Origin of the sequence: Arthrobacter sp. U41, from assembly GCF_007679325.1 — a bacterium.
Lineage (GTDB): Bacteria > Actinomycetota > Actinomycetes > Actinomycetales > Micrococcaceae > Arthrobacter.
In genome coordinates this window covers 1021008-1040499 of record NZ_VEGI01000001.1, presented here as the reverse complement: position 1 = coordinate 1040499, position 19492 = coordinate 1021008, and the positions used below count along the sequence as shown (strand labels likewise).

At 66.4% G+C, this 19492-nt stretch carries 19 protein-coding genes; 12 read left to right on the top strand and 7 right to left on the bottom strand.

Annotated elements, in window-relative coordinates; all coding sequences use genetic code 11:
• Nucleotides 1-88: 88 nt before the first annotated feature.
• Genes FS787_RS04725 through FS787_RS04715 form a run of 3 tightly spaced genes read left to right on the top strand, consistent with a single transcriptional unit; the run spans nucleotide 89 to nucleotide 3688 of the window.
• A complete protein-coding gene (locus FS787_RS04725; protein WP_144671116.1) occupies nucleotides 89-1018 on the top strand; it encodes an ABC transporter permease in 930 nt (309 codons plus the stop codon).
• Nucleotides 1008-1958: an ABC transporter permease gene (locus FS787_RS04720; protein ID WP_144671115.1), complete on the top strand. Its 951-nt coding sequence runs from the start codon at nucleotides 1008-1010 to the stop codon at nucleotides 1956-1958. The genes FS787_RS04725 and FS787_RS04720 overlap by 11 nt, the downstream gene beginning before the upstream one ends.
• An 11-nt stretch (nucleotides 1959-1969) precedes the next feature.
• Nucleotides 1970-3688: an ABC transporter ATP-binding protein gene (locus FS787_RS04715; protein WP_144671114.1), complete on the top strand. Its 1719-nt coding sequence runs from the start codon at nucleotides 1970-1972 to the stop codon at nucleotides 3686-3688.
• Between the two features lie 144 nt (nucleotides 3689-3832).
• Here FS787_RS04715 and FS787_RS04710 read toward each other — a convergent pair whose 3' ends face one another.
• Entirely contained in the window at nucleotides 3833-4729 is an 897-nt protein-coding gene (locus FS787_RS04710; RefSeq protein ID WP_144671113.1) for an SGNH/GDSL hydrolase family protein, read from the bottom strand.
• 269 nt (nucleotides 4730-4998) lie between these two features.
• On the opposite strand from FS787_RS04710, the gene typA reads away from it, so the two are divergent.
• From typA to FS787_RS04695, 3 genes are all read left to right on the top strand, one after another.
• Nucleotides 4999-6927 carry a translational GTPase TypA gene (typA, locus tag FS787_RS04705; protein ID WP_144671112.1) on the top strand — a complete coding sequence of 643 codons (1929 nt, stop codon included), beginning with the start codon at nucleotides 4999-5001 and terminating at the stop codon, nucleotides 6925-6927.
• Between the two features lie 34 nt (nucleotides 6928-6961).
• Complete coding sequence (locus FS787_RS04700; RefSeq protein WP_260982391.1) at nucleotides 6962-7339, top strand: hypothetical protein; 378 nt, start codon at nucleotides 6962-6964, stop codon at nucleotides 7337-7339.
• A gap of 369 nt (nucleotides 7340-7708) precedes the next feature.
• A complete protein-coding gene (locus FS787_RS04695) occupies nucleotides 7709-8518 on the top strand; it encodes a type IV toxin-antitoxin system AbiEi family antitoxin domain-containing protein (protein WP_144671111.1) in 810 nt (269 codons plus the stop codon).
• Nucleotides 8519-8722: 204 nt separating this feature from the next.
• Here FS787_RS04695 and FS787_RS04690 read toward each other — a convergent pair whose 3' ends face one another.
• A complete protein-coding gene (locus tag FS787_RS04690; protein ID WP_144671962.1) occupies nucleotides 8723-8974 on the bottom strand; it encodes a hypothetical protein in 252 nt (83 codons plus the stop codon).
• Between the two features lie 178 nt (nucleotides 8975-9152).
• Here FS787_RS04690 and fdxA point away from each other — a divergent pair, with 178 nt between their 5' ends.
• The 5 genes from fdxA (at nucleotide 9153) to FS787_RS04665 (ending at nucleotide 13591) form a co-directional block, all read left to right on the top strand.
• On the top strand, nucleotides 9153-9479 hold the full coding sequence (gene fdxA, locus FS787_RS04685; protein ID WP_056425597.1) for a ferredoxin: 327 nt from the start codon (nucleotides 9153-9155) through the stop codon (nucleotides 9477-9479).
• 11 nt (nucleotides 9480-9490) lie between these two features.
• Nucleotides 9491-10639 carry a succinyldiaminopimelate transaminase gene (gene dapC / locus FS787_RS04680; protein ID WP_144671110.1) on the top strand — a complete coding sequence of 383 codons (1149 nt, stop codon included), beginning with the start codon at nucleotides 9491-9493 and terminating at the stop codon, nucleotides 10637-10639.
• 228 nt (nucleotides 10640-10867) lie between these two features.
• Complete coding sequence (locus FS787_RS04675; RefSeq protein WP_144671109.1) at nucleotides 10868-12151, top strand: citrate synthase; 1284 nt, start codon at nucleotides 10868-10870, stop codon at nucleotides 12149-12151.
• 131 nt (nucleotides 12152-12282) lie between these two features.
• Nucleotides 12283-12921, top strand: coding sequence for a TetR/AcrR family transcriptional regulator (locus FS787_RS04670; protein ID WP_144671108.1), 639 nt, complete (start codon nucleotides 12283-12285; stop codon nucleotides 12919-12921).
• Between the two features lie 58 nt (nucleotides 12922-12979).
• On the top strand, nucleotides 12980-13591 hold the full coding sequence (locus FS787_RS04665) for a hypothetical protein (protein WP_144671107.1): 612 nt from the start codon (nucleotides 12980-12982) through the stop codon (nucleotides 13589-13591).
• A gap of 62 nt (nucleotides 13592-13653) precedes the next feature.
• On the opposite strand, the gene FS787_RS04660 is transcribed toward FS787_RS04665, so the two are convergent.
• Together FS787_RS04660 and dapD are read right to left on the bottom strand one after the other, a co-directional pair.
• Nucleotides 13654-14451 (bottom strand): hypothetical protein, encoded by a 798-nt coding sequence (locus FS787_RS04660; protein ID WP_144671960.1) that lies wholly within the window; start codon nucleotides 14449-14451, stop codon nucleotides 13654-13656.
• A gap of 121 nt (nucleotides 14452-14572) precedes the next feature.
• On the bottom strand, nucleotides 14573-15583 hold the full coding sequence (gene dapD, locus FS787_RS04655) for a 2,3,4,5-tetrahydropyridine-2,6-dicarboxylate N-succinyltransferase (RefSeq protein ID WP_144671106.1): 1011 nt from the start codon (nucleotides 15581-15583) through the stop codon (nucleotides 14573-14575).
• A gap of 141 nt (nucleotides 15584-15724) precedes the next feature.
• On the opposite strand from dapD, the gene dapE reads away from it, so the two are divergent.
• Nucleotides 15725-16849 (top strand): succinyl-diaminopimelate desuccinylase, encoded by a 1125-nt coding sequence (gene dapE / locus FS787_RS04650; protein WP_144671105.1) that lies wholly within the window; start codon nucleotides 15725-15727, stop codon nucleotides 16847-16849.
• A 117-nt stretch (nucleotides 16850-16966) separates the two neighbouring features.
• Here dapE and FS787_RS04645 read toward each other — a convergent pair whose 3' ends face one another.
• The 3 genes from FS787_RS04645 to FS787_RS04635 all read right to left on the bottom strand — a co-directional run bounded on the left by FS787_RS04645 (nucleotide 16967) and on the right by FS787_RS04635 (nucleotide 19425).
• Complete coding sequence (locus FS787_RS04645) at nucleotides 16967-17800, bottom strand: amino acid ABC transporter permease (RefSeq protein WP_144671104.1); 834 nt, start codon at nucleotides 17798-17800, stop codon at nucleotides 16967-16969.
• Complete coding sequence (locus FS787_RS04640) at nucleotides 17797-18447, bottom strand: amino acid ABC transporter permease (protein WP_144671103.1); 651 nt, start codon at nucleotides 18445-18447, stop codon at nucleotides 17797-17799. Before FS787_RS04640 ends, FS787_RS04645 begins: the two co-directional genes overlap by 4 nt.
• A gap of 96 nt (nucleotides 18448-18543) precedes the next feature.
• Complete coding sequence (locus FS787_RS04635; protein WP_144671102.1) at nucleotides 18544-19425, bottom strand: glutamate ABC transporter substrate-binding protein; 882 nt, start codon at nucleotides 19423-19425, stop codon at nucleotides 18544-18546.
• Nucleotides 19426-19492 lie beyond the last annotated feature (67 nt).

The window sequence follows — 19492 nt, the reverse complement described above, 5'->3', positions numbered from 1 at the left end:
CCTTGCCGGACCCCCATATGCTTGAAACCGGCAGGAAGCTGTCCCCCATGATCTCCCTTCGTTCCACCCTCTCACCGGAGGAGCTGCTGTGATCCAGTTCATCCTCCGGCGCCTGCTGCAGGTCATTCCGGTATTCCTCGGAACCACCCTGCTCGTCTACTTCATGGTCTTCGCCCTTCCCGGCGACCCCATCCGCGCGCTCTTCGGAGACCGCCCGCCTAGCGAGGCCGTCATCGCGCAGCTGCGCCAGCAGTACAACCTGGACGAGCCGTTCTGGGTCCAGTACGGCCTGTTCCTCAAGAACCTCTTCACCTTCAACCTCGGCGTCGACTTCACCGGCCAGCCGATTGCCGACACCCTGGCCCGCGTCTTCCCGGTCACGGCCATGCTCGCGATTGAAGCCCTCATCATCCAGGGCGTGTTCGGCATCGCCTTCGGCCTGGTCGCCGGCCTGCGCAAGGGCGGCATCTTCGACAGCTCGGTCCTCGTGCTGTCCCTCGTTGTGATCGCCATTCCCACCTTCGTGCTCGGCTTCGCACTGCAGCTGCTGATCGGTGTGCAACTGGGGTGGGCCAAACCAACGGTCGGCTCGAACGTCACGTGGGGGAGCCTGATCCTTCCCGCGGTGGTCCTCGGCATGGTGTCCTTCGCCTACGTGCTGCGCCTGACGCGTGCCTCCGTTATCGAGAACATGAACGCCGACTACGTCCGCACCGCCACGGCCAAGGGCCTGGCCCGCCGCCAGGTGGTGACCACGCACGTCCTGCGCAACTCGCTGATCCCGGTGATCACATACCTCGGCGCCAGCCTGGGTGCGCTGATGGGCGGCGCGATCGTGACCGAAGCCATCTTCAACGTCCCCGGCGTTGGCCAGAAGCTCTACCAGGCCATTCTCCGAAGCGAAGGCCCCACCGTGGTCGCCATTGTGAGCGTCCTGGTGCTGGTCTTCGTGCTCGCCAACCTGTTGGTCGACCTGCTGTACGCCTGGCTTGACCCGAGGATCCGCTATGAAAACTAACCGCAAAGCCGAACACTTCGTTGCCCCGGTCGAGGAGACCCCGCTGCTGGCAACGGACGCAGTCAAAACCGACGAGGCGCCGCTGAGCCTCTGGGCAGACGCCTGGCGCAAGCTCCGCCGTCGTCCGCTTTTTATCATTTCCGCGGTCATGATCGCGCTGATTGTCATCGTTGCCGTCTTCCCGGGCCTCTTCACCCAGGTTGAGCCGGACAACGGCTGTGTGCTGGCGAACTCCAACGGCGCCCCCACCGAAGGGCACCCCCTGGGCTTCACCTTCCAGGGCTGCGACATCTATTCGCGCATCATCCACGGCACCCAGGCGTCGCTGATGGTGGGCGTATTCTCCGTGATCTCCGTGTTGATCATCGGCGTAACCCTCGGTGCGCTGGCCGGCTTCTTCGGCGGCTGGGTGGATACCGTGATCGCCCGTCTCGGCGACATCTTCTTCGCCCTGCCGATCATCCTCGGCGCCCTCGTCATCACCCAGCTTCCGCTCCTGCGCGAAAACCGCGGAGTCGGAACAGTGGTCCTGGTCCTGGTGGTGCTGGGCTGGCCGCAAATGGCCCGCATCACCCGCGGCGCCGTGATCGAGGTGCGCAACGCCGATTTCGTCACGGCCGCCCGATCACTGGGTGTCTCCCGGGTGGGATCCCTGGTCAGCCACGTGCTGCCCAACGCGCTGGCGCCGATCATTGTGCTCGCCACCATGGAGCTCGGCGTCTTCATCGTCGCCGAGGCCACGCTCTCGTTCCTCGGAATCGGCATGCCCGGCTCCGTGATGTCCTGGGGCAATGACATTTCCGCGGCGCAGGCATCCATCCGCACCAACCCGGCTGTTCTGCTCTACCCGGCAGCTGCCCTGTCCATCACCGTGTTGAGCTTCATCATGCTGGGCGATGCCCTCCGTGATGCACTCGATCCCAAGAGCCGTCAGCGATGAAGGAGGCAATCATGGCAACTTCCGACGTCACGATCCACGAGACCGGAACCACGGCCGACCGGCCACTCCTGGAAATCCGCGATCTCGCGATCTCCTTCACCACCGGCAGCGGCGAGGTCCAGGCTGTGCGCAACGCACACCTGACCATCATGCCGGGCGAGACAGTCGCCATTGTGGGCGAGTCCGGTTCCGGCAAGTCCACGACGGCGTTGGCCGCAATCGGCCTGTTGCCCGGCAACGGCCGGGTTGCCGGCGGGCAGATCCTGCTCGACGGCGAAGACATCTCGCACGCTTCCGAGAAGCGCATGATCGAACTGCGCGGCAACATCATCGGCATGGTCCCGCAGGACCCGATGTCCAACCTGAACCCGGTCTGGAAGATCGGCGACCAGGTCAAGGAGACGCTGAAGGCCAACGGCCGCCCCAGCGGTCCGGACGACGTCGCCAAGGTCCTCGCACAGGCCGGCCTGCCGGACGCCGCCCGGCGGGCGAAGCAGTACCCGCACGAGTTCTCCGGCGGCATGCGCCAGCGCGCGCTGATCGCCATCGGCCTGTCCTGCCAGCCGCGCCTGCTCATCGCCGATGAGCCGACGTCGGCCCTGGACGTGACCGTGCAGCGCCAGATCCTGGACCACCTCGAAAAGATGACCTCGGAACTGGGCACTTCCGTGCTGCTCATCACCCACGACCTCGGACTGGCTGCCGAGCGTGCCGACAAGGTTGTGGTCATGTACCGCGGCAACGTCGTCGAGGCCGGCCCGTCCCTGGAACTGCTACAGAACCCGCAGCACCCCTACACCCAGCGGCTGGTGGCCTCGGCGCCGTCGCTGGCGTCACGGCGGATCCAGGTGGCCAAGGAGCACGGTGTCGCGTCCAACGAACTGCTGGTCCCCGGTGAGGGCGTTGCGGCCAAACCGGTCATGACCGAAGACGTGCTGCAGATCCAGAACCTGAGCAAGGTCTTCAAACTGCGCGCGGGATTCGGCAAGTCCACCGACTTCACCGCCGTCGACGACGTTTCCTTCAACGTCAAGCGCGGCACGACGACGGCGATCGTGGGCGAGTCGGGTTCCGGCAAGTCCACCGTGGCGCAGATGGTCCTGAACCTGCTGGAGCCGACGTCCGGCAAGATCATCTTCGACGGCGTCGACACCTCCGCGCTGAAGCCGAAGGAGATCTTCGCTTTCCGCCGGCGGGTGCAGCCGATCTTCCAGGACCCCTACGGTTCGCTCGATCCGATGTACAACATCTACCGGACCATCGAGGAACCGCTGCGGGTCCACAAGATCGGGGACAAGGCCAGCCGGGAGAAAAAGGTCCGCGAACTGCTGGACCAGGTGTCGCTGCCGCAGTCCACCATGCAGCGGTACCCGAACGAGCTCTCGGGCGGACAGCGCCAGCGCGTGGCGATCGCACGTGCCCTGGCACTGGATCCCGAGGTCATCATCTGTGACGAGGCTGTCTCCGCCCTGGACGTCCTGGTGCAGGCGCAGGTGCTGAACCTGCTCGCCGAACTGCAGTCCAGGCTGGGCCTGACCTACCTGTTCATCACCCACGACCTTGCGGTGGTGCGGCAGATCGCCGACCACGTGTGTGTCATGGAAAAGGGCAAGCTGGTGGAAACCGGTTCCACGGATGAGGTCTTCGAAGCTCCGCAGAAGGACTACACGAAGGCACTGCTCAACGCGATCCCGGGTGCACGCCTGATGCTGCCGCCGGAAGTTGCCTGAGCCTCTGAACGGCATTGCCTGAACGGTTTTGCCTGACGGCACTGCCTGGACAGGAGCCGGTGTCCGCCCCCAGGGGCGGACACCGGCTCCTGTCAGTTAAGCAACCGGTCCGCCTGTCACCGGCGGCTCAACATCCTCGCGGCCTCAGCGGAGTGCCGCGGACTCCGCCAGCTCCGAAGCCGGGGACCGGAATCCGAGATCGTCCAGCCGGCTGGCCAGCAGCATACCCAGCACCGCATGTCCGTTGGGGTTCATGTGGACCCTATCGGCCATCGAACCGGTGAGGTCATGGCGGGTCAGCCAGTCCCCAACGCCCACAAAGGGAATGGAATGGGCGGCCGCCACCGTGCCCAGCAGGGCGTCGACCTCGGTGCGGCGGCCCCCGCCGTCGGCCGCGCCGCGGGCGAGGGTCCCCACCATCGCCAGCCGCGCCTCGGGGTAACGCTGCCGGACGCTGGCGATCAGCCGTTCGGCGTTTCTTGAGATCTGCTCGTCCGTCGCGCCGCGGGAAGCGTCGTTGCCACCGCCCTCGATGACGACGAGGGGCGGCGAGCCGTAGGGGAGCAGCCAGTCGCCGCGTTGGAGCGCGTCGATGTAGTTGCCGGTCCTGCCGCTGGACGCGACGAAGCCGGTACCGCCCCGGCCGCAGAAGTAGACGGAGTACCCCAGGTTGGCCAGTGCCCTCCGGGGCCAGGAGAACACCGGTTCGGACTGCGAGTCGCCGATCAGCACTGCTGTGGTGGCGATGTCCTCCACCACCACCTCGTCGCGGTCATTGGCAGGATTCCGGTAGATCGTGCCCGCGGGCAGGTTTTCCGGGGCGGCCGACTGGTCAAGCTTGCCGCGGGCGTTCGTGCCCGCCGCCATCGGTTCACCGGGTTCGCCGGCGGACACGGGGGCGCTCTGGCCGTAACGGCCGCTGACAGGGTCCGCGCCGGGGTTGGCCGTCCGGGGTGAGGGGGTCTGTCCGCAGCCGCCAACAAGAATGCCAACGGCAATCAATGGTGCGACCAAGCGGGACAGGGCCGAGGCTTTGCGCATTGATATCTCCGGGCTGGCTGCTGCTGTCCAAGCAATGATGGGGCATAAGGGTATGAAAATCCAGTGACTTTACTCACACGTTATGTACCGATCTGCCGCGCCTGCCGCCCCGGCGCTCCGCCGCCGTCGACGGATTTTAGGCCAACAAATGCCCTAGCGTTTAGAATGGATGAAGGTGCCCTGTGCCAAAGGGGCGTATCCGTCGTGCGTTCCGGTTGGAAATGTCGCGATACCACAGCTGACTTCACCACTGAATCGAGCAATAACGCATGTCTGAAACCACCACCAACACCGCGGTAGCCACTGCATCGCGCAGTGACCTGCGCAACGTCGCGATCGTGGCCCACGTTGACCACGGCAAGACCACCCTGGTCGACGCCATGCTCAAGCAGACCAATTCCTTTGCCGAGCACAACCACCTCGAAGACCGGGTCATGGACTCCGGCGACCTCGAGCGTGAAAAGGGCATCACCATCCTGGCCAAGAACACCACCGTGGCCTACAACGGACCGTCATCCAAGGGCGAGACCATCACCATCAACGTCATCGACACCCCCGGCCACGCCGACTTCGGTGGCGAGGTGGAGCGCGGCCTGTCCATGGTCGACGGCGTTGTCCTCCTCGTTGACGCCTCCGAGGGCCCGCTGCCCCAGACCCGCTTCGTCCTCCGCAAGGCACTCGCCGCCCACCTGCCGGTGATCCTCCTGGTTAACAAGACCGACCGCCCCGATGCGCGGATCGAAGAGGTTGTCCACGAGTCCATGGACCTGCTCCTGGGCCTGGCCTCCGACCTCGCCGACGAAGTTCCGGACCTCGACCTGGACAAGATCCTCAACGTCCCCGTCGTCTACGCCGCCGCCAAGGTTGGCCGCGCGTCCCTCGAACAGCCCGCAGACGGCACCGCCCCGGAGAACGAGGACCTGGAGCCGCTCTTCCAGGCCATCATCGAGCACATCCCGGCCCCCACGTACAACCCGAACGGTGTCCTCCAGGCGCACGTCACCAACCTGGACGCCTCCCCGTTCCTCGGCCGCCTGGCGCTGCTGCGTATCTACAACGGCACCCTCCGCAAGGGCCAGACTGTTGCCTGGGCCCGCGCCAACGGTGAACTGAAGAACGTCAAGATCACAGAACTGCTGGCCACCAAGGCGCTGGACCGCGTCCCGGCCGAATCCGCCGGCCCCGGCGAGATTGTCGCCGTCGCCGGTATCGAGGAAATCACCATCGGTGAGACCCTGACCGACGCCGAAAACCCGCAGCCGCTGCCGCTGATCACCGTTGACGATCCGGCCATCTCCATGACCATCGGTATCAACACCTCGCCGCTGGCCGGCAAGGTCAAGGGTGCCAAGGTCACGGCCCGCCAGGTCAAGGACCGCCTGGACAAGGAACTGATCGGTAACGTCTCCATCAAGGTGCTCCCCACCGAGCGCCCCGACGCCTGGGAAGTCCAGGGCCGCGGCGAGCTCGCCCTGGCCATCCTGGTCGAGCAGATGCGCCGCGAAGGCTTCGAACTGACCGTCGGCAAGCCGCAGGTTGTCACCCGGACCGTTGACGGCAAGATCCACGAGCCGATGGAACACATGACCATCGACGTGCCGGAAGAGTACCTCGGCGCCGTCACGCAGCTTATGGCCGCCCGCAAGGGCCGCATGACCAACATGGCCAACCACGGCACCGGCTGGTGCCGCATGGAGTTCATCGTTCCGGCCCGTGGCCTGATCGGTTTCCGCACCAAGTTCCTCACGGACACCCGTGGCGCCGGCATCGCAGCCTCGATCTCCGAGGGCTACGAGCCGTGGGCCGGCCCGATCGAATACCGTACCAACGGTTCGATGATCGCCGACCGCGCCGGTGTTGTGACGCCGTTCGCCATGATCAACCTGCAGGAACGCGGCTCCTTCTTCGTGAAGCCGACCTCCGAGGTGTACGAGGGCATGATCGTCGGCGAGAACTCCCGCGCCGACGACATGGACGTCAACATCACCAAGGAAAAGAAGCTCACCAACATGCGTGCCGCTTCCTCCGACACCTTCGAGAACCTGACGCCCCCGCGCGACCTGACCCTCGAAGAGTCGCTCGAATTCGCCCGCGAGGACGAGTGCGTCGAGGTCACGCCGGACGCCATCCGTATCCGCAAGGTCATCCTGGACACGAACGAGCGCGCCAAGGCCAACCGCGCCCGCGCGAAGGTCTAGGTTCCGCGTTTCGCGCTGAAGCAACGGATCCTTTGTGAATAGAAGAGCTGCCGGTACGGCAGGCGGTATTGCCGCCGCCGTGCCGGCAGCTCTTTTTGCTGCCCTCGCAGGCACCATGCTGCACGGGCAGGACATCTCGGTGGCCGGTGTCGAGGTGCCATGGGGCGCTGCCGCCGCGCTGGTGCTGCTGGGCGCCGTCGAGCTGTGGCTCGGCGCCGCGTTCCGTTCGGTACTCCCGACGGCGGCCTGCGGCGTCCTCTGCTACGCCCTGGCGGGCTGGTGGTCTACCCTCGGGGAGGGCAAGCGACTGATCATCGGTGACCTGGCCGGGAATCTCTGGATCTACGGCATCGGCGTGGTCACGCTGGTGATGCTGGCCTGGTGCCGGCGCTACCGGCCGGCCGGAGCCTAGCCGCACGGACCTCACACCCCGCCTGCGGGACATGCCCAGTCTTCGCGCTCCGCCCGGTTGGACATGCCCAGTCTTCGCGCTCCGCCCCGTTGGACATGCCCAGTTCTTGCGGCCGCGGACGGACATATTGGAACTATGTCCATCCGCTGCGCCCGCCACCGGACATGCTCGGTCCCTTCGCGGCCGCCGCCGCGGGACATGCGCACTGTCCGCATCCCGCCGGGGGACATGCCCATTGCTGGTCCGGTACCTTCGCTCCCCGGAGCGCGGAACATGTCCGACGGCGGCACTGCGCGCCGGGCATGCGCTTATGCACATAGCGCGGCCCGGCTCTGTTCCGATCGCCAGCCCCGGCGTCACGATGTCCGCATGGTCAATATCAACGCAGTGCTTTCAACCTACGACGGCGTCGCGCGCGCCAAACACCTTGCTGCCGCTGGCGTCTCGGACTTCCAACTCAAATCGGCTCTGGCCCGCGGTGCAGTCACCCGCGTGGCACGCGGCGTGTACGCAGTGCCCGACGCCGACGCCCGGCTCGTTGCGATCCGCTCGCTTCCGGCGGAGCCCGCCTGTGCCACAGCGGCGGAGTTCCACGGTCTCTGGGTGCTCGAGCCGCCCCCGCAGCCGCATATCGCGGTCACCCACAGCCGCCGCTATCCTGGATTCGTCTGTCACCGCTCCGCAGCGACGCCCACCCTGCTGGACACCGTGGTGCAAAGCCTGCGATGCCTTCCGGACCTCGATGGCCTCGTTATTGCCGAATCAGCGGTCGTGCTGAAAGGCCTGCCGCTCGCGGCCCTGCGCCAGCGGCTGGCCGGCCGCCATGACGCGAGGGAGCGGCGGATGGTGAACAGTATCGTCCCGCAATCGCAGTCCATTATTGAGTGCATGGCCCGGTATTGGCTGCGGAGGGCCGGGTTCCATGTGGAGTCACAGGTCAATATCCCCGGGATGGGGCACCTGGATCTTATGGTCGATGGCCGGCTGGGCATTGAGACGGACGGGGCGGGCTTTCATATGGACCGGACAAGCTTCGAGGAGGACCGGCGTCGGTGGAACGTCACAACCCGCCTCGGCATCCCGACGATTGTGGTCAGCTACGCGCTACTCCTGAACCGGCCCGAAGAGTTCATCGCCATGGTCCGGGACGCACTGAACAGCCTCCCCGCCGCTGCCTAGCATTGGACATGCCCTCCGGGAAGACCGGTCGCCGAAGGGTATGTCCAGTCTTCACAGTCCCTGTTGGACATGTCCACCCGCGCCCCGTCGCGACCACCGGGCATGTCCCGCGGTTGCGGCGGCGGATGGACAGAATGGCAATATGTCCGTCGGTCACCCCCAGGGGAGGGCATGCCCCATTGGGGAAGGGCGGGGCGGGACCGCTCACGGGAGGGCAGGTCCGCCGGGCTGCGCCCGCGGGGCCCTGCGCGGCGGAGGCGGCGGCACGGCCTTGGCGGCCACCACCAGTGCCAGGGGAATGACCACGTCGGACCTCCGGGTCCGTACGGTGCACTCACTGTCGGAGCGGGCCGCCAGCTCACCGAGGGCATCGGTCATCCCGCCCTCGATCCGGTACCGGACCACCACCCGGGTACCCAGGTGGGCAGCAGCCAGGAACGCTTGGGGCGGCGGCATCGGGGAACTCACCCGTTCATCCTAGGCGGGCCGGATTCAATAGTGCGGACCCGTGTGACGCCCGGCTAGGTTCGCGGGAACGGGCTGGGAGATAATAGGCTCAGAAGTCAGCAGCCGGCGCTCAGGCCGGGAGCAGTTATCCGGCGGTCGCCGGAACCAACATGGAGAGGCCAGGGACGTGACGTACGTAATCGCGCAGCCGTGTGTAGATGTCAAGGACAAGGCATGTATTGAAGAGTGCCCCGTCGATTGCATCTACGAAGGTGAGCGTTCCCTGTACATCCACCCGGACGAGTGCGTGGACTGCGGTGCCTGTGAGCCGGTCTGCCCGGTCGAAGCCATCTACTACGAGGATGACACCCCCGAGGAGTGGGCTGACTACTACAAGGCCAACGTTGAATTCTTCGACGTCCTGGGCTCTCCGGGCGGGGCGGCGAAGGTGGGCAACACGCACACGGACCACCCGATGATTGCGGCCCTCCCGCCGCAGAACCAAGAGAGCTAAGGCGGCCGCCGGTGACGTCTGCGCTGCGCAGCTTCGGCCTCAGCCTGCCCGACTACCCGTGGGAAGCCTTGGCGCCGTACCTCGCCAGGGCAGCCGAACACCCCGGAGGAGCAGCAAACCTGTCCATCGGAACTCCGGTGGACGGCACCCCCGAAGTGGTGCAGGCGGCCCTGCGCGCAGCGGCCAACGCCCCCGGGTACCCCACGGTCCACGGGACGGCCGGGCTCCGGGAGGCCATCGCGGCGTGGTTTGACCGCCGCCGCGGCGTTCCCGGGCTGGATCCGCAGGACATCATGCCCACGGTGGGCTCCAAGGAACTGGTGGCCTGGCTCCCGTTCCTGTTGGGCCTCAAGGCGGGCGACGTCGTTGTCCGCCCCACGGTCGCGTACCCCACCTATGACATCGGCGCGACGTTCGCGGGTGCGGAACACATCGCCGCGGACGACCTCGACGAGCTCGACGCCGCCACCCGCGCCCGCGTGCGCCTGGTCTGGGTCAACTCCCCGGCCAACCCCACCGGAAGCGTCCGCGACGCCGAATCGCTCCGCCGGATCGTCCGGCAGGCCCGGGAACTCGGCGCCGTGGTGGCCTCGGACGAATGCTACGCCGAACTGGGCTGGGGTGAATGGGACGTCCAGCGCGGCGGCACTCCGGTGCCCAGCATCCTGGACCCCCTGGTTGCCGAGGGCTCCCATGAGGGCCTCCTGGCCGTGTACTCGCTGAGCAAGCAGTCCAACCTGGCGGGCTACCGGGCGGCCTTCGTGGCCGGTGACGGCGCCATCATGGCGAACCTCGTCAACAGCCGCAAACACGCGGGCATGATCGTCCCTTACCCGGTCCAGGAAGCGATGCGGGTTGCCCTGGGCGACGACGCCCACGTCCAGGCGCAGAAGGACCTCTACCGCGGCCGCCGGGAACGGATCGTGCCGGCGCTGGAGCGCTTCGGCCTGACCATCCACGAATCCCGGGCCGGACTCTACCTCTGGGCCACCGCGGGCGAAGCCACGTGGGACACGGTGGGCCGGCTCGCGGACCGCGGGATCGTCGTCGGACCCGGGGTGTTCTACGGTGATGCCGGCAATGGATTCATCCGGGTCGCGCTGACGGCCACTGACGAACGGATTGACGCGGCTGCCTCCCGCCTGGCCACAGGGCCGTAACAATGCTGTGACGCGCGCCACAACGGGCGCGTTTTGGGTGGTTCCGGAGCGCCTTGGATTAGTACCACCCGGAATCTGCCGGTAGTTTTTAACTGACTATCAATGGTGGCTTTCCACAAGAAGGCAGCGCGGCCGTTGGAATCCGTCTCTAAAACAGGTTCCGTGGGCGGCTTCACCAGAAGTTGGACCAGCTTTCTACAGAGGCCCCGACGCCTCAGAGGAGACTCCATGACTGAGACCACCAGCGCAACCCTGCGCCATGCCGGCGGCGAGCTCGAACTCCCGCGCATCCAGGTTGTAGAAGGAAACGAAGGCTACGACGTTTCCAAGCTGCTGAAGCAGACCGGTGCCGTTGCCTTTGACCCCGGCTTTATGAACACCGCAGCGACCACGTCCGCCATCACGTACATCGACGGCGACGCCGGTGTCCTGCGGTACCGCGGCTATCCGATCGAGCAGCTCGCCCAGCACTCGAGCTTCCTGGAAGTTTCCTACCTGCTGATCTACGGCAACCTGCCGACGCCCACCGAGCTGGAAGCCTTTGACCAGCGGATCCGCCACCACACCCTGCTGCACGAAGAGCTGAAGGGCTTCTTCAGCGGCTTCCCGCGCGACGCCCACCCGATGCCGGTCCTGTCCTCGGCCGTGTCCGCGCTCTCCACCTTCTACCAGGACTCGCTGGATCCCTTCAACGCCGAGCAGGTTGAGGTCTCCACGTACCGGCTGCTGGCGAAGATGCCCGTGATCGCCGCCTACGCCCTGAAGAAGAGCATCGGCCAGCCCATGCTCTACCCGGACAACTCCCACAACCTCGTGGAGAACTTCCTCCGCCTGAGCTTCGGCCTGCCGGCCGAGCAGTACGAGGTGGACCCGGTGGTTGCCAAGGCGCTGGACCTGCTCCTCATCCTCCACGCCGACCACGAGCAGAACTGCTCGACCTCCACGGTCCGGCTGGTCGGTTCCTCCAACGCCAACCTCTTCGCCTCCGTGTCCGCCGGCATCAACGCCCTCTTCGGTCCCGCCCACGGCGGCGCCAACGAAGCCGTGCTGAAGATGCTGCGCCAGATCCAGGCCGACGGCACCAAGCCCGAGGACTACATGGAGAAGGTCAAGAACAAGGAAGACGGCGTCCGCCTCATGGGCTTCGGGCACCGCGTCTACAAGAACTACGACCCGCGCGCCAAGATCGTCAAGGCCACGGCCCACGAGATCCTCAGCAAGCTGGGCGGCAACGACGAACTCCTGGACATCGCCCTGCGCCTCGAAGAGAAGGCCCTGAATGATGACTACTTCATCCAGCGCAAGCTCTACCCGAACGTGGACTTCTACACCGGACTGATCTACAAGGCCATGGGCTTCCCGGAGAAGATGTTCACCGTGCTCTTCGCGATCGGCCGGCTTCCGGGCTGGATCGCCCAGTGGCGCGAAATGATCAGCGACCCCAACACCAAGATCGGCCGCCCGCGGCAGCTCTACATCGGTGAGCCGGAGCGCAACTACCCCTCTGTATAGTTCGGAAGCCCGGTAGTTCGGTATTCCTCAAGAGACAGTACGACGGACGATGTGACTATCGACGCAGGTGGGAGCGCTGCAGGCCGGTGTGGCCCCGCGCCGTTCGGGCACATCCGTGCTAAAAAAGACTAATGCCCAAATTTGTCGACGCCGCAGTGCGGCGCCAGGAAGTGGTCGAAGCGGTCTTCCGGATCGTCGCAGCAGACGGACTTGAAAGGGCCTCCCTCCGCGAGGTCGCGGACGAGGCGGAACTGGCCGTCGGATCGGTCCGGCACTACTTTGCCAGCAGTGACGAGCTCCTGACCCATTCCTTCGGGGTCGTCGTGGACCGGATCGTGGACCGGCTGGCAGCAGCGGATGACCGCCTGGCGGAGGCGCAACCCGGCACCCCGGAACACCGGCAGGGCGTGTTAACCCTGCTGGGCGAATTCCTTCCCCTGGACGAGGAACGCGCGGTGGACGCCTGCGTCTGGATGGCGTTCAAGAATGCCGCAAGGACCAAGCCCTTCCTGGCCGCGGAAGCTGACCGGAGCCACCGCGCCGTGGCCGCAATCGTCGGGCGCCTCGTGATGGACCTGTCGTCCACCGAGGGCACCGGCGCGACCATGGACCAGCAGCGGCTGGTCACCGAGGCCGAACGGCTGCTGGCCACCTTGGACGGGCTCACCATGCACGCCCTGCTGCAGCCCGAATGGATGACCGCACAGATGTGTAACGACGTGTTGGAGTCCCATCTCGCCGGGCTGGGCAGCTACGCTGGCAGCCATTAACGTGCGTTAACTTCAGGAATAGACTGGGAACGTACGTCGTGCCAAGGGAGGCAATTGGATGCACCACACAGGCGGCCCGGGCTGGCGGATCACCATGGACACCTCGGGTCCCATGCTCATTGCCCTGTACGTCCGCGACGCCGCCGGGCTGGACAGCGCCGGGCACCCGGCACTCTGCCACGCGGCACCGAAAATCCGGTCTGCGGACCACACGCACCTTGTTGCGGAGGTGGGCGGACTCGGTGCTCTCAAGACTGAATGGGAAGCCTGGTGGGAGCAGCTCCTGAAAGCGCATCCCGAGATGTCCCCGGAACTGGGTCCGCCCGGTTTCCGGAGCTTCAGCAATTCCCCCGCCCTGCGGCGGGTGCTGCAGGCGCATTTTGGCGCCGCCCTGTCCTGGGCCCGGGAACGCCGGGGCGAGTACCTGGCCCTGGAAGCGGAACGCGAAGCCGCTGGCGGCGTCCAATTGCTGCAGGACATGGTGGATGACCGTCTGCTGGAAGTGGGCCGGGCCGCCAATGCGTTCACGCTGACCATCATCGAACTGCCCCTGGCAGAGCCGCGGGCCTGGTACCTGGAGCCCGACAAAATCATCATGAGCTCGGATCTCATGTCCCAGCCGGAGCTGTTCCGCAGCTACGTGCAGCCCGTGGTGGACCTGCTGGTCTGAGCCCGCAGGACCAGGGGGCGCTCGTCCGGCCTCCCGCGTCCGCCTGGAGCAGCGTGACGCGGCTACCGGGCCGGCGCGTCGGCGACGGTGACGCGGACCTGGCCGGCCGGCACCTCGGAGGGCTGCCAGCCGTCGCGGTCCTGCCGGGACCAGGTACGGCCGTCGGCCTGGACTTCCGTGATGGACAGTGCCTTGGCGTTGGCCACGGCCCACTGGGCCACCGCCCAGGCCCGCGTTCCCTCGGCTTGCAGGACTAGCGTGCTGCCGTCCGTGGAGGCCGGAACCTCGCCGAAGGCGGCGGACAGCCGTTCCTGGACGGCAGCAGGGTCGCCGGCCTCATCGGGGGCGCGCAGCGAGCAGTCCAGGCCCGCGGCGGTCTGCCCGGTCAGGGACGAGGCGAAGGCGCGGGCCATGACCTCATGCTGGGCGTACGCGTCAGGGTACGCGGAGCGCTGGACCCGCTGAGCGGCGTCGGTAATTTCCAGCGATTGGTAGCCGGGGACTTTCGCGAGGGCATCGTAGAAGGCGTTGCTCGCGTGATACGGGTCCATCACCTGCTCCGTGGTGCCCCAGCCCTGCGAGGGACGCTGCTGGAAGAGCCCGCGGGAGTCCGGGCCGGCCTGGTCGCCATGGCCGATGTTCCGGATCTTTGACTCCTGCATGGCCGTGGCCAGTGCGATGCTGGCGGCGCGGGCGGGGAGCCCCCGGCGGACGGCGACCGCGGTAATGAGGCCGGCGTTGGCCGCCTGGTCCGTGGCGAGCTCGGCGCCGCCCCCGCCGACGGCCGTGCAGCGTTCGGTGATCAGGACTTCCGAGCGCTGCACGAACGAAACCGCCGTGTAGACCCCGCCCACCACCATGGCCAGGGTCAGCAGCAGCACAAGTCGACGGCGCAAGCTGCCTCTGCGTGCCACGTAACTACTCCCTCAGGCCCGTCAGGGCCGGTCCATGCTGTTGACGGTTGATGTCCCGCGGCCAAGATTAGTTGGCGTGCAGGGCCTCGTTGAGTTCGACGGTCTGCCCCTTCCGGGGGAGGACCTCGACTTCACCGGTGGAGGAGTTGCGGCGGAAGAGCAGGTTGGGGACACCGGAAAGCTCCACGGCCTTAACGATCTGGCTGGTGTCCTCGCCGTCGGCGTCCTTGGCGCCGACCACGCGGACCCGCGTGCCGGCCGTGACGTAGAGGCCGGCTTCGACGACGGAGTCGTCGCCGATGCTGATGCCCACGCCGGAGTTGGCGCCCAGCAGCACCCGCTCGCCGAGGGAAATCTTTTCCTTGCCGCCGCCGGACAGGGTCCCCATGATGGAGGCGCCGCCGCCGACGTCTGACCCGTCACCGGCGACGACGCCGGCAGAGATGCGGCCTTCCACCATGGACGTGCCCAGGGTTCCCGCGTTGAAGTTGACGAAGCCTTCGTGCATCACCGTGGTGCCCTCGGCGAGGTGCGCGCCGAGGCGGACCCGGTCGGCGTCGGCAATGCGGACGCCGGAGGGGATGACGTAGTCCACCATGCGGGGGAACTTGTCCACCCCGTAGACGGTGACGGCGCCGCGCTTGCGCAGCCGCGCGCGGGTCAGTTCAAAGCCCTCGACGGCGGCGGGGCCGAAGTTGGTCCACACGACGTTGGGCAGTTTGCCGAAGATGCCGTCCAGGTTGATGCTGTTGGGCTGCACCAGGCGGTGCGAGAGCAGGTGCAGGCGCAGGTAGGCGTCGGCAGTGTCGGCGGGCGCCTCGTCGAGGTGGATCTGGGCGAACACGACCTTCTGCTCGGTACCCCGGTCGGCGTCCGCGCCGGTGGCGGCAATCTCCAGCAGGGACTGGTCCGCGTTTGCCACGTCGCGGAGGTTCTGCGCCGCCGTTCCGAGGGCCGGTGCCGGGAACCAGACGTCCAGGACCGTGGCCTCACCGTTGCCGGTAGCGATGGTAGCGACGCCGTAGCCGTAGGCGGAGCGGGAGTCTGCGGGCACAGCGGAAGAAGCAGTTTCAGTCATGCCACAAGTCTATAGACGGCGCACTCGCTCCCCGAAACCGGTGACGGCCCAGCCGGCCCGCAGCAGGAGCCGTTTCTGCGTCTCCAATGGCCGCAGCCGTCGGTCCGCTGGGGCAAGCCGGCGGGCATATACAGTGGAACGGTGACTGAGCATACTGCCCCCGCCCGCCTGGACCTGCACCAGGACGTAGCCCTGCTGACCGCGGACATCATCGACATATTCAGTGTGTCGGGTGAGGAGCGCCGGCTGGCCGACGCCGTGGAGCATGCCCTCCGCTCCGTGCCGCAGCTGGAAGTGGTCCGCGACGGCGATTCGATCATTGCCCGCACCAACCTGGGCCGCACCGAGCGCGTCATCCTCGCCGGGCACCTGGACACCGTGCCGTTGCCGACCACCGAGGGCTCCCTGGGGACCGTTCCGTCCTACTGGCCGTCGGGGGCTCCCGGGGAGGGAATCCTCTACGGCCGCGGCGCCACCGACATGAAGGGCGGCGTCGCCGTCAAGCTGGCCCTGGCCGCGGGCCTGTTCGACGGCGGGGCGGAACCGGACAAGGACATCACCTTCGTCTTCTATGACCACGAGGAAGTCGAGGCCGTTAAGAGTGGACTCGGCCGGCTCGTCCGGAACCACGGCGGCCTCCTGGGCGGGGACTTCGCGATCCTGCTGGAACCTACCAACGGGACAGTGGAGGGCGGCTGCAACGGCACGATCCGCTTCGAAGCGACAACCACCGGCGAAGCCGCGCACTCCGCCCGCGCCTGGATGGGGAGCAACGCCATCCATGCCGCCGCCCCGATCCTGGCCCGGCTGGCCGCCTATGAGCCCCGGACCATCAACGTGGACGGCCTGGACTACCGGGAAAGCCTCAACGCCGTGAAGGTCAACGGCGGGACCGCCGGAAACGTCATCCCGGACCGTTGCATCGTGGAAATCAACTACCGGTTCGCCCCGGACAAGACTCCGGATGACGCCGAGCGGCACGTGCGGGAACTGCTGGAAGGCTTCGACGTCGTCCGGACCGACGCCGCCGCCGGCGCCCGGCCGGGACTCAACCACCCCGCCGCGGCGTCCTTCGTCGCCGCCGTTGGTGCCGCGCCGAAGCCGAAATACGGCTGGACCGACGTCGCGCGGTTCAGCGAACTGGGCATTCCGGCGGTGAACTTTGGGCCCGGTGACGCACTGCTGGCGCACAAGGACAATGAACACGTCGACGCCGACGCGATCCGCGACTGCCTGCGGGCGCTGCGGAGCTGGCTTACGGAGTAACCACGGAGTAGCCGCGGACTAACGCGGCACGCGAAAAAGGTCCGGAAGCCCTTGCGGGATTCCGGACCTTTTTGGCGTATTGAGCGTTTTGCGTTTTGCGGACCGCGTCGCGGGAAACTACTTGGCGGGGATCCCCGCCACCGGGACGTGCACCACGCCGCCGGCGGCCTTCTTGGAGCCGCGCTTCTCGATCCAGATCGCGAGCCGGGAGACGGAGAAGTTGATGGCGATGTAGATGGCCGCCGCCACGAAGAACACCGGGAACAGGTAGTCCGGGCCCAGGAAGTCGGCCATGATCTGCACTTTGCGGAGCAGTTCCTCGTAGGACACGATGTAGCCCAGCGAGGTGTCCTTCAGGAGCACCACAAGCTGCGCCACAAGGGAGGGCAGCATACGCCGGATCGCCTGCGGCAGTTCGATGCTCCGCCGGGACGCGAAGCTGGTCAGGCCGATCGCGAGACCCGCTTCACGCTGGCCCTTGGGCAGGGACTGGATGCCGGCGCGGATGATCTCGGCGAAGATCGCCGAGTTGTACAGCACCAGGCCGGCGACCACGGCGACGAAGGAACCGGTCGCGAACACCAGCAGCACGAAGAACATCATCAGGACCACGGGCATGCCGCGCAGGAATTCCAGCACGATCCGGGTGGGTATGCGGATCCACGCGACGTCCGAGATCCGCATGAGGCACAGCACCAGGCCCAGCGGGAACGCGATGACCGCGGCAACCGCGGCGGCGGTGAGCGTGGCGAGGATGCCGTTGCCGATCAGTACCCAGACATCGGGGATCTGGAAGACGGCCCAGCGTTCGGGTTCGAAGATGCCTTGCTGGGCAAGGATGGAGATGGCCCACCAGAGCAGGCCGGCAATCGCGACGACGCCGACGATGGAGCCGATCAGGGAGACACGGCGGGCCTTGGGGCCGGGGACGTCGTAAAGGACCGAGCTCATCGGGCGATCGCCACCTTTCGTTCAACCAGGTTGGCGAAGTAGCCAAGCGGGACGGTTATCAGCAGGTAGAAGAACGCGACGCCGACGAGGACCCACAGCACGGCGTCGCCGTTGGCGTTGGCGAGCTGACGGCCGGTGCCGAAGAGCTCCAGGACGTAGAAGGCGCCGGCCACCGAGGAGTTCTTCACCAGGGCGATGAGGATGTTGATCATGGGCGGGATCACCGTGCGCAGCGCCTGCGGGAGGATGATGAGGCTGAGGACCTGGCTGAATTTCATGCCGATGCTGCGGGCGGCCTCGGCCTGGCCGACCGGCACGCTGTTGACGCCGGAGCGCACCGCTTCGGCGATGAAGGCCGAGGTGTAGGCGCTCAGGGCGATGATGGCGGCGACCTCGAACTGCTGGAACGTCACCCCAAGCCGGGGAAGGACCACGGCGGCGAAGAAGAACGCGATGGTCAGCGGGGTGTTCCGGACGATCTCCACGTACGTCATGCTGAAGCCACGCAGGGCGGCGATGGGCGAGACACGGGCTGCTGCGAGCAGGGTGCCGAAAATCAGTGCGAAGATCCCCGAGACCACGGACAGGAAGAGGGTTCTGAGAAAACCGTCCACATAAGCGGGAAGGTTTTCAATGATGACGTCCATAGGTTCCTTAGGCTGCCTTGAGGGAAGTGGAGCGGGAGACGGGAATGGCGGTTACCGGAGGCGCGTCGGGCGCGCCCCGGCAACCGCCACACCTGACTAGTAGCGGTCGATCGCGGGAAGGGCGGGAGCGGTCTTGATGACCTCTCCGGCGGTGTCTTCCCAGGCCTTCTTGTAGGAACCGTCCTCGTCGAAAGCCTCCAACTGGTCGTTGATCCACATGCGGAACTCCGTGTCGTCCTTCTTCAGGCCGATGCCGTAGGGCTCCTTCGTGAAGGTCTCATCCGATGCCAGCTTGAACGCATCCGGCTCCTTGGCCACAAAACCGGCCAGGATGACGTTGTCAGTGGTGATCGCTTCAACCTGCTTGTTGCGCAGCGGCTCAAGGCAGGCGGAGTAGGTCGCGGCCGGAACCAAGATCGCTCCGTACTTCTCCACAATCGTCTCGGCCGGGGTGGAACCGGTCACGGAGCAGACGTTCTTGCCCTTGACGTCCTCGGGCTTGGTGATGGACGAGTTGTCCTTGTTCACCATCAGGGCTTGGCCGGCCTCGTAGTACGGTCCGGCGAAGTCGACTTCGGTCTTGCGCTTGTCGTTGATCGTGTAGGTGGCGACGATCATGTCCACCTTGCCCTGCTTGATGAACTGCTCGCGGTTGGCGGAGACCGTCTCCACCCACTCGATCTTGTCCGCGGGGATGCCCAGCTTGGCGGCGATCAGCTTGCCCATTTCGACGTCGAACCCGACCGGCTTGCCGTCCAGGCCCTTCTGGCCGAAGAGCGGCTGGTCGAACTTGGTGCCGATGACGATCTTTCCGGCGGATGAAAGCTTGGCCATGGTGGAGTCGGCAGCGAAGCTCGGCTTCTCGGCGACAGGCGGGTTGGACGTGGTGCTGCTGCCGCCGCAGGCGCTCAGGCTGAGTGCCAGAGCTGCGGATGCGGCAACCAGAAGGGATTTCCTTCGGGTCAAAAATGCCTTCATGACATTCCTTTCGTTGGACGGCCGCCTTGCGGCGGCCGGGGTGCGAACTCGGAGAGAACTCGTCAGG

Excerpts from the sequence above, each read along its gene's own strand:
- FS787_RS04720 (WP_144671115.1), top strand. The coding sequence starts at position 1,008 with ATGAAAACTAACCGCAAAGCCGAACACTTCGTTGCCCCGGTCGAGGAG.
- FS787_RS04715 (WP_144671114.1), top strand. The coding sequence starts at position 1,970 with ATGGCAACTTCCGACGTCACGATCCACGAGACCGGAACCACGGCCGAC.
- FS787_RS04710 (WP_144671113.1), bottom strand. The coding sequence starts at position 4,729 with ATGCGCAAAGCCTCGGCCCTGTCCCGCTTGGTCGCACCATTGATTGCC.
- typA (WP_144671112.1), top strand. The coding sequence starts at position 4,999 with ATGTCTGAAACCACCACCAACACCGCGGTAGCCACTGCATCGCGCAGT.
- FS787_RS04695 (WP_144671111.1), top strand. The coding sequence starts at position 7,709 with ATGGTCAATATCAACGCAGTGCTTTCAACCTACGACGGCGTCGCGCGC.
- FS787_RS04690 (WP_144671962.1), bottom strand. The coding sequence starts at position 8,974 with ATGCCGCCGCCCCAAGCGTTCCTGGCTGCTGCCCACCTGGGTACCCGG.
- FS787_RS04675 (WP_144671109.1), top strand. The coding sequence starts at position 10,868 with ATGACTGAGACCACCAGCGCAACCCTGCGCCATGCCGGCGGCGAGCTC.
- FS787_RS04670 (WP_144671108.1), top strand. The coding sequence starts at position 12,283 with ATGCCCAAATTTGTCGACGCCGCAGTGCGGCGCCAGGAAGTGGTCGAA.
- FS787_RS04665 (WP_144671107.1), top strand. The coding sequence starts at position 12,980 with ATGCACCACACAGGCGGCCCGGGCTGGCGGATCACCATGGACACCTCG.
- FS787_RS04660 (WP_144671960.1), bottom strand. The coding sequence starts at position 14,451 with ATGGTGGTGGGCGGGGTCTACACGGCGGTTTCGTTCGTGCAGCGCTCG.
- dapD (WP_144671106.1), bottom strand. The coding sequence starts at position 15,583 with ATGACTGAAACTGCTTCTTCCGCTGTGCCCGCAGACTCCCGCTCCGCC.
- FS787_RS04645 (WP_144671104.1), bottom strand. The coding sequence starts at position 17,800 with ATGAGCTCGGTCCTTTACGACGTCCCCGGCCCCAAGGCCCGCCGTGTC.
- FS787_RS04640 (WP_144671103.1), bottom strand. The coding sequence starts at position 18,447 with ATGGACGTCATCATTGAAAACCTTCCCGCTTATGTGGACGGTTTTCTC.
- FS787_RS04635 (WP_144671102.1), bottom strand. The coding sequence starts at position 19,425 with ATGAAGGCATTTTTGACCCGAAGGAAATCCCTTCTGGTTGCCGCATCC.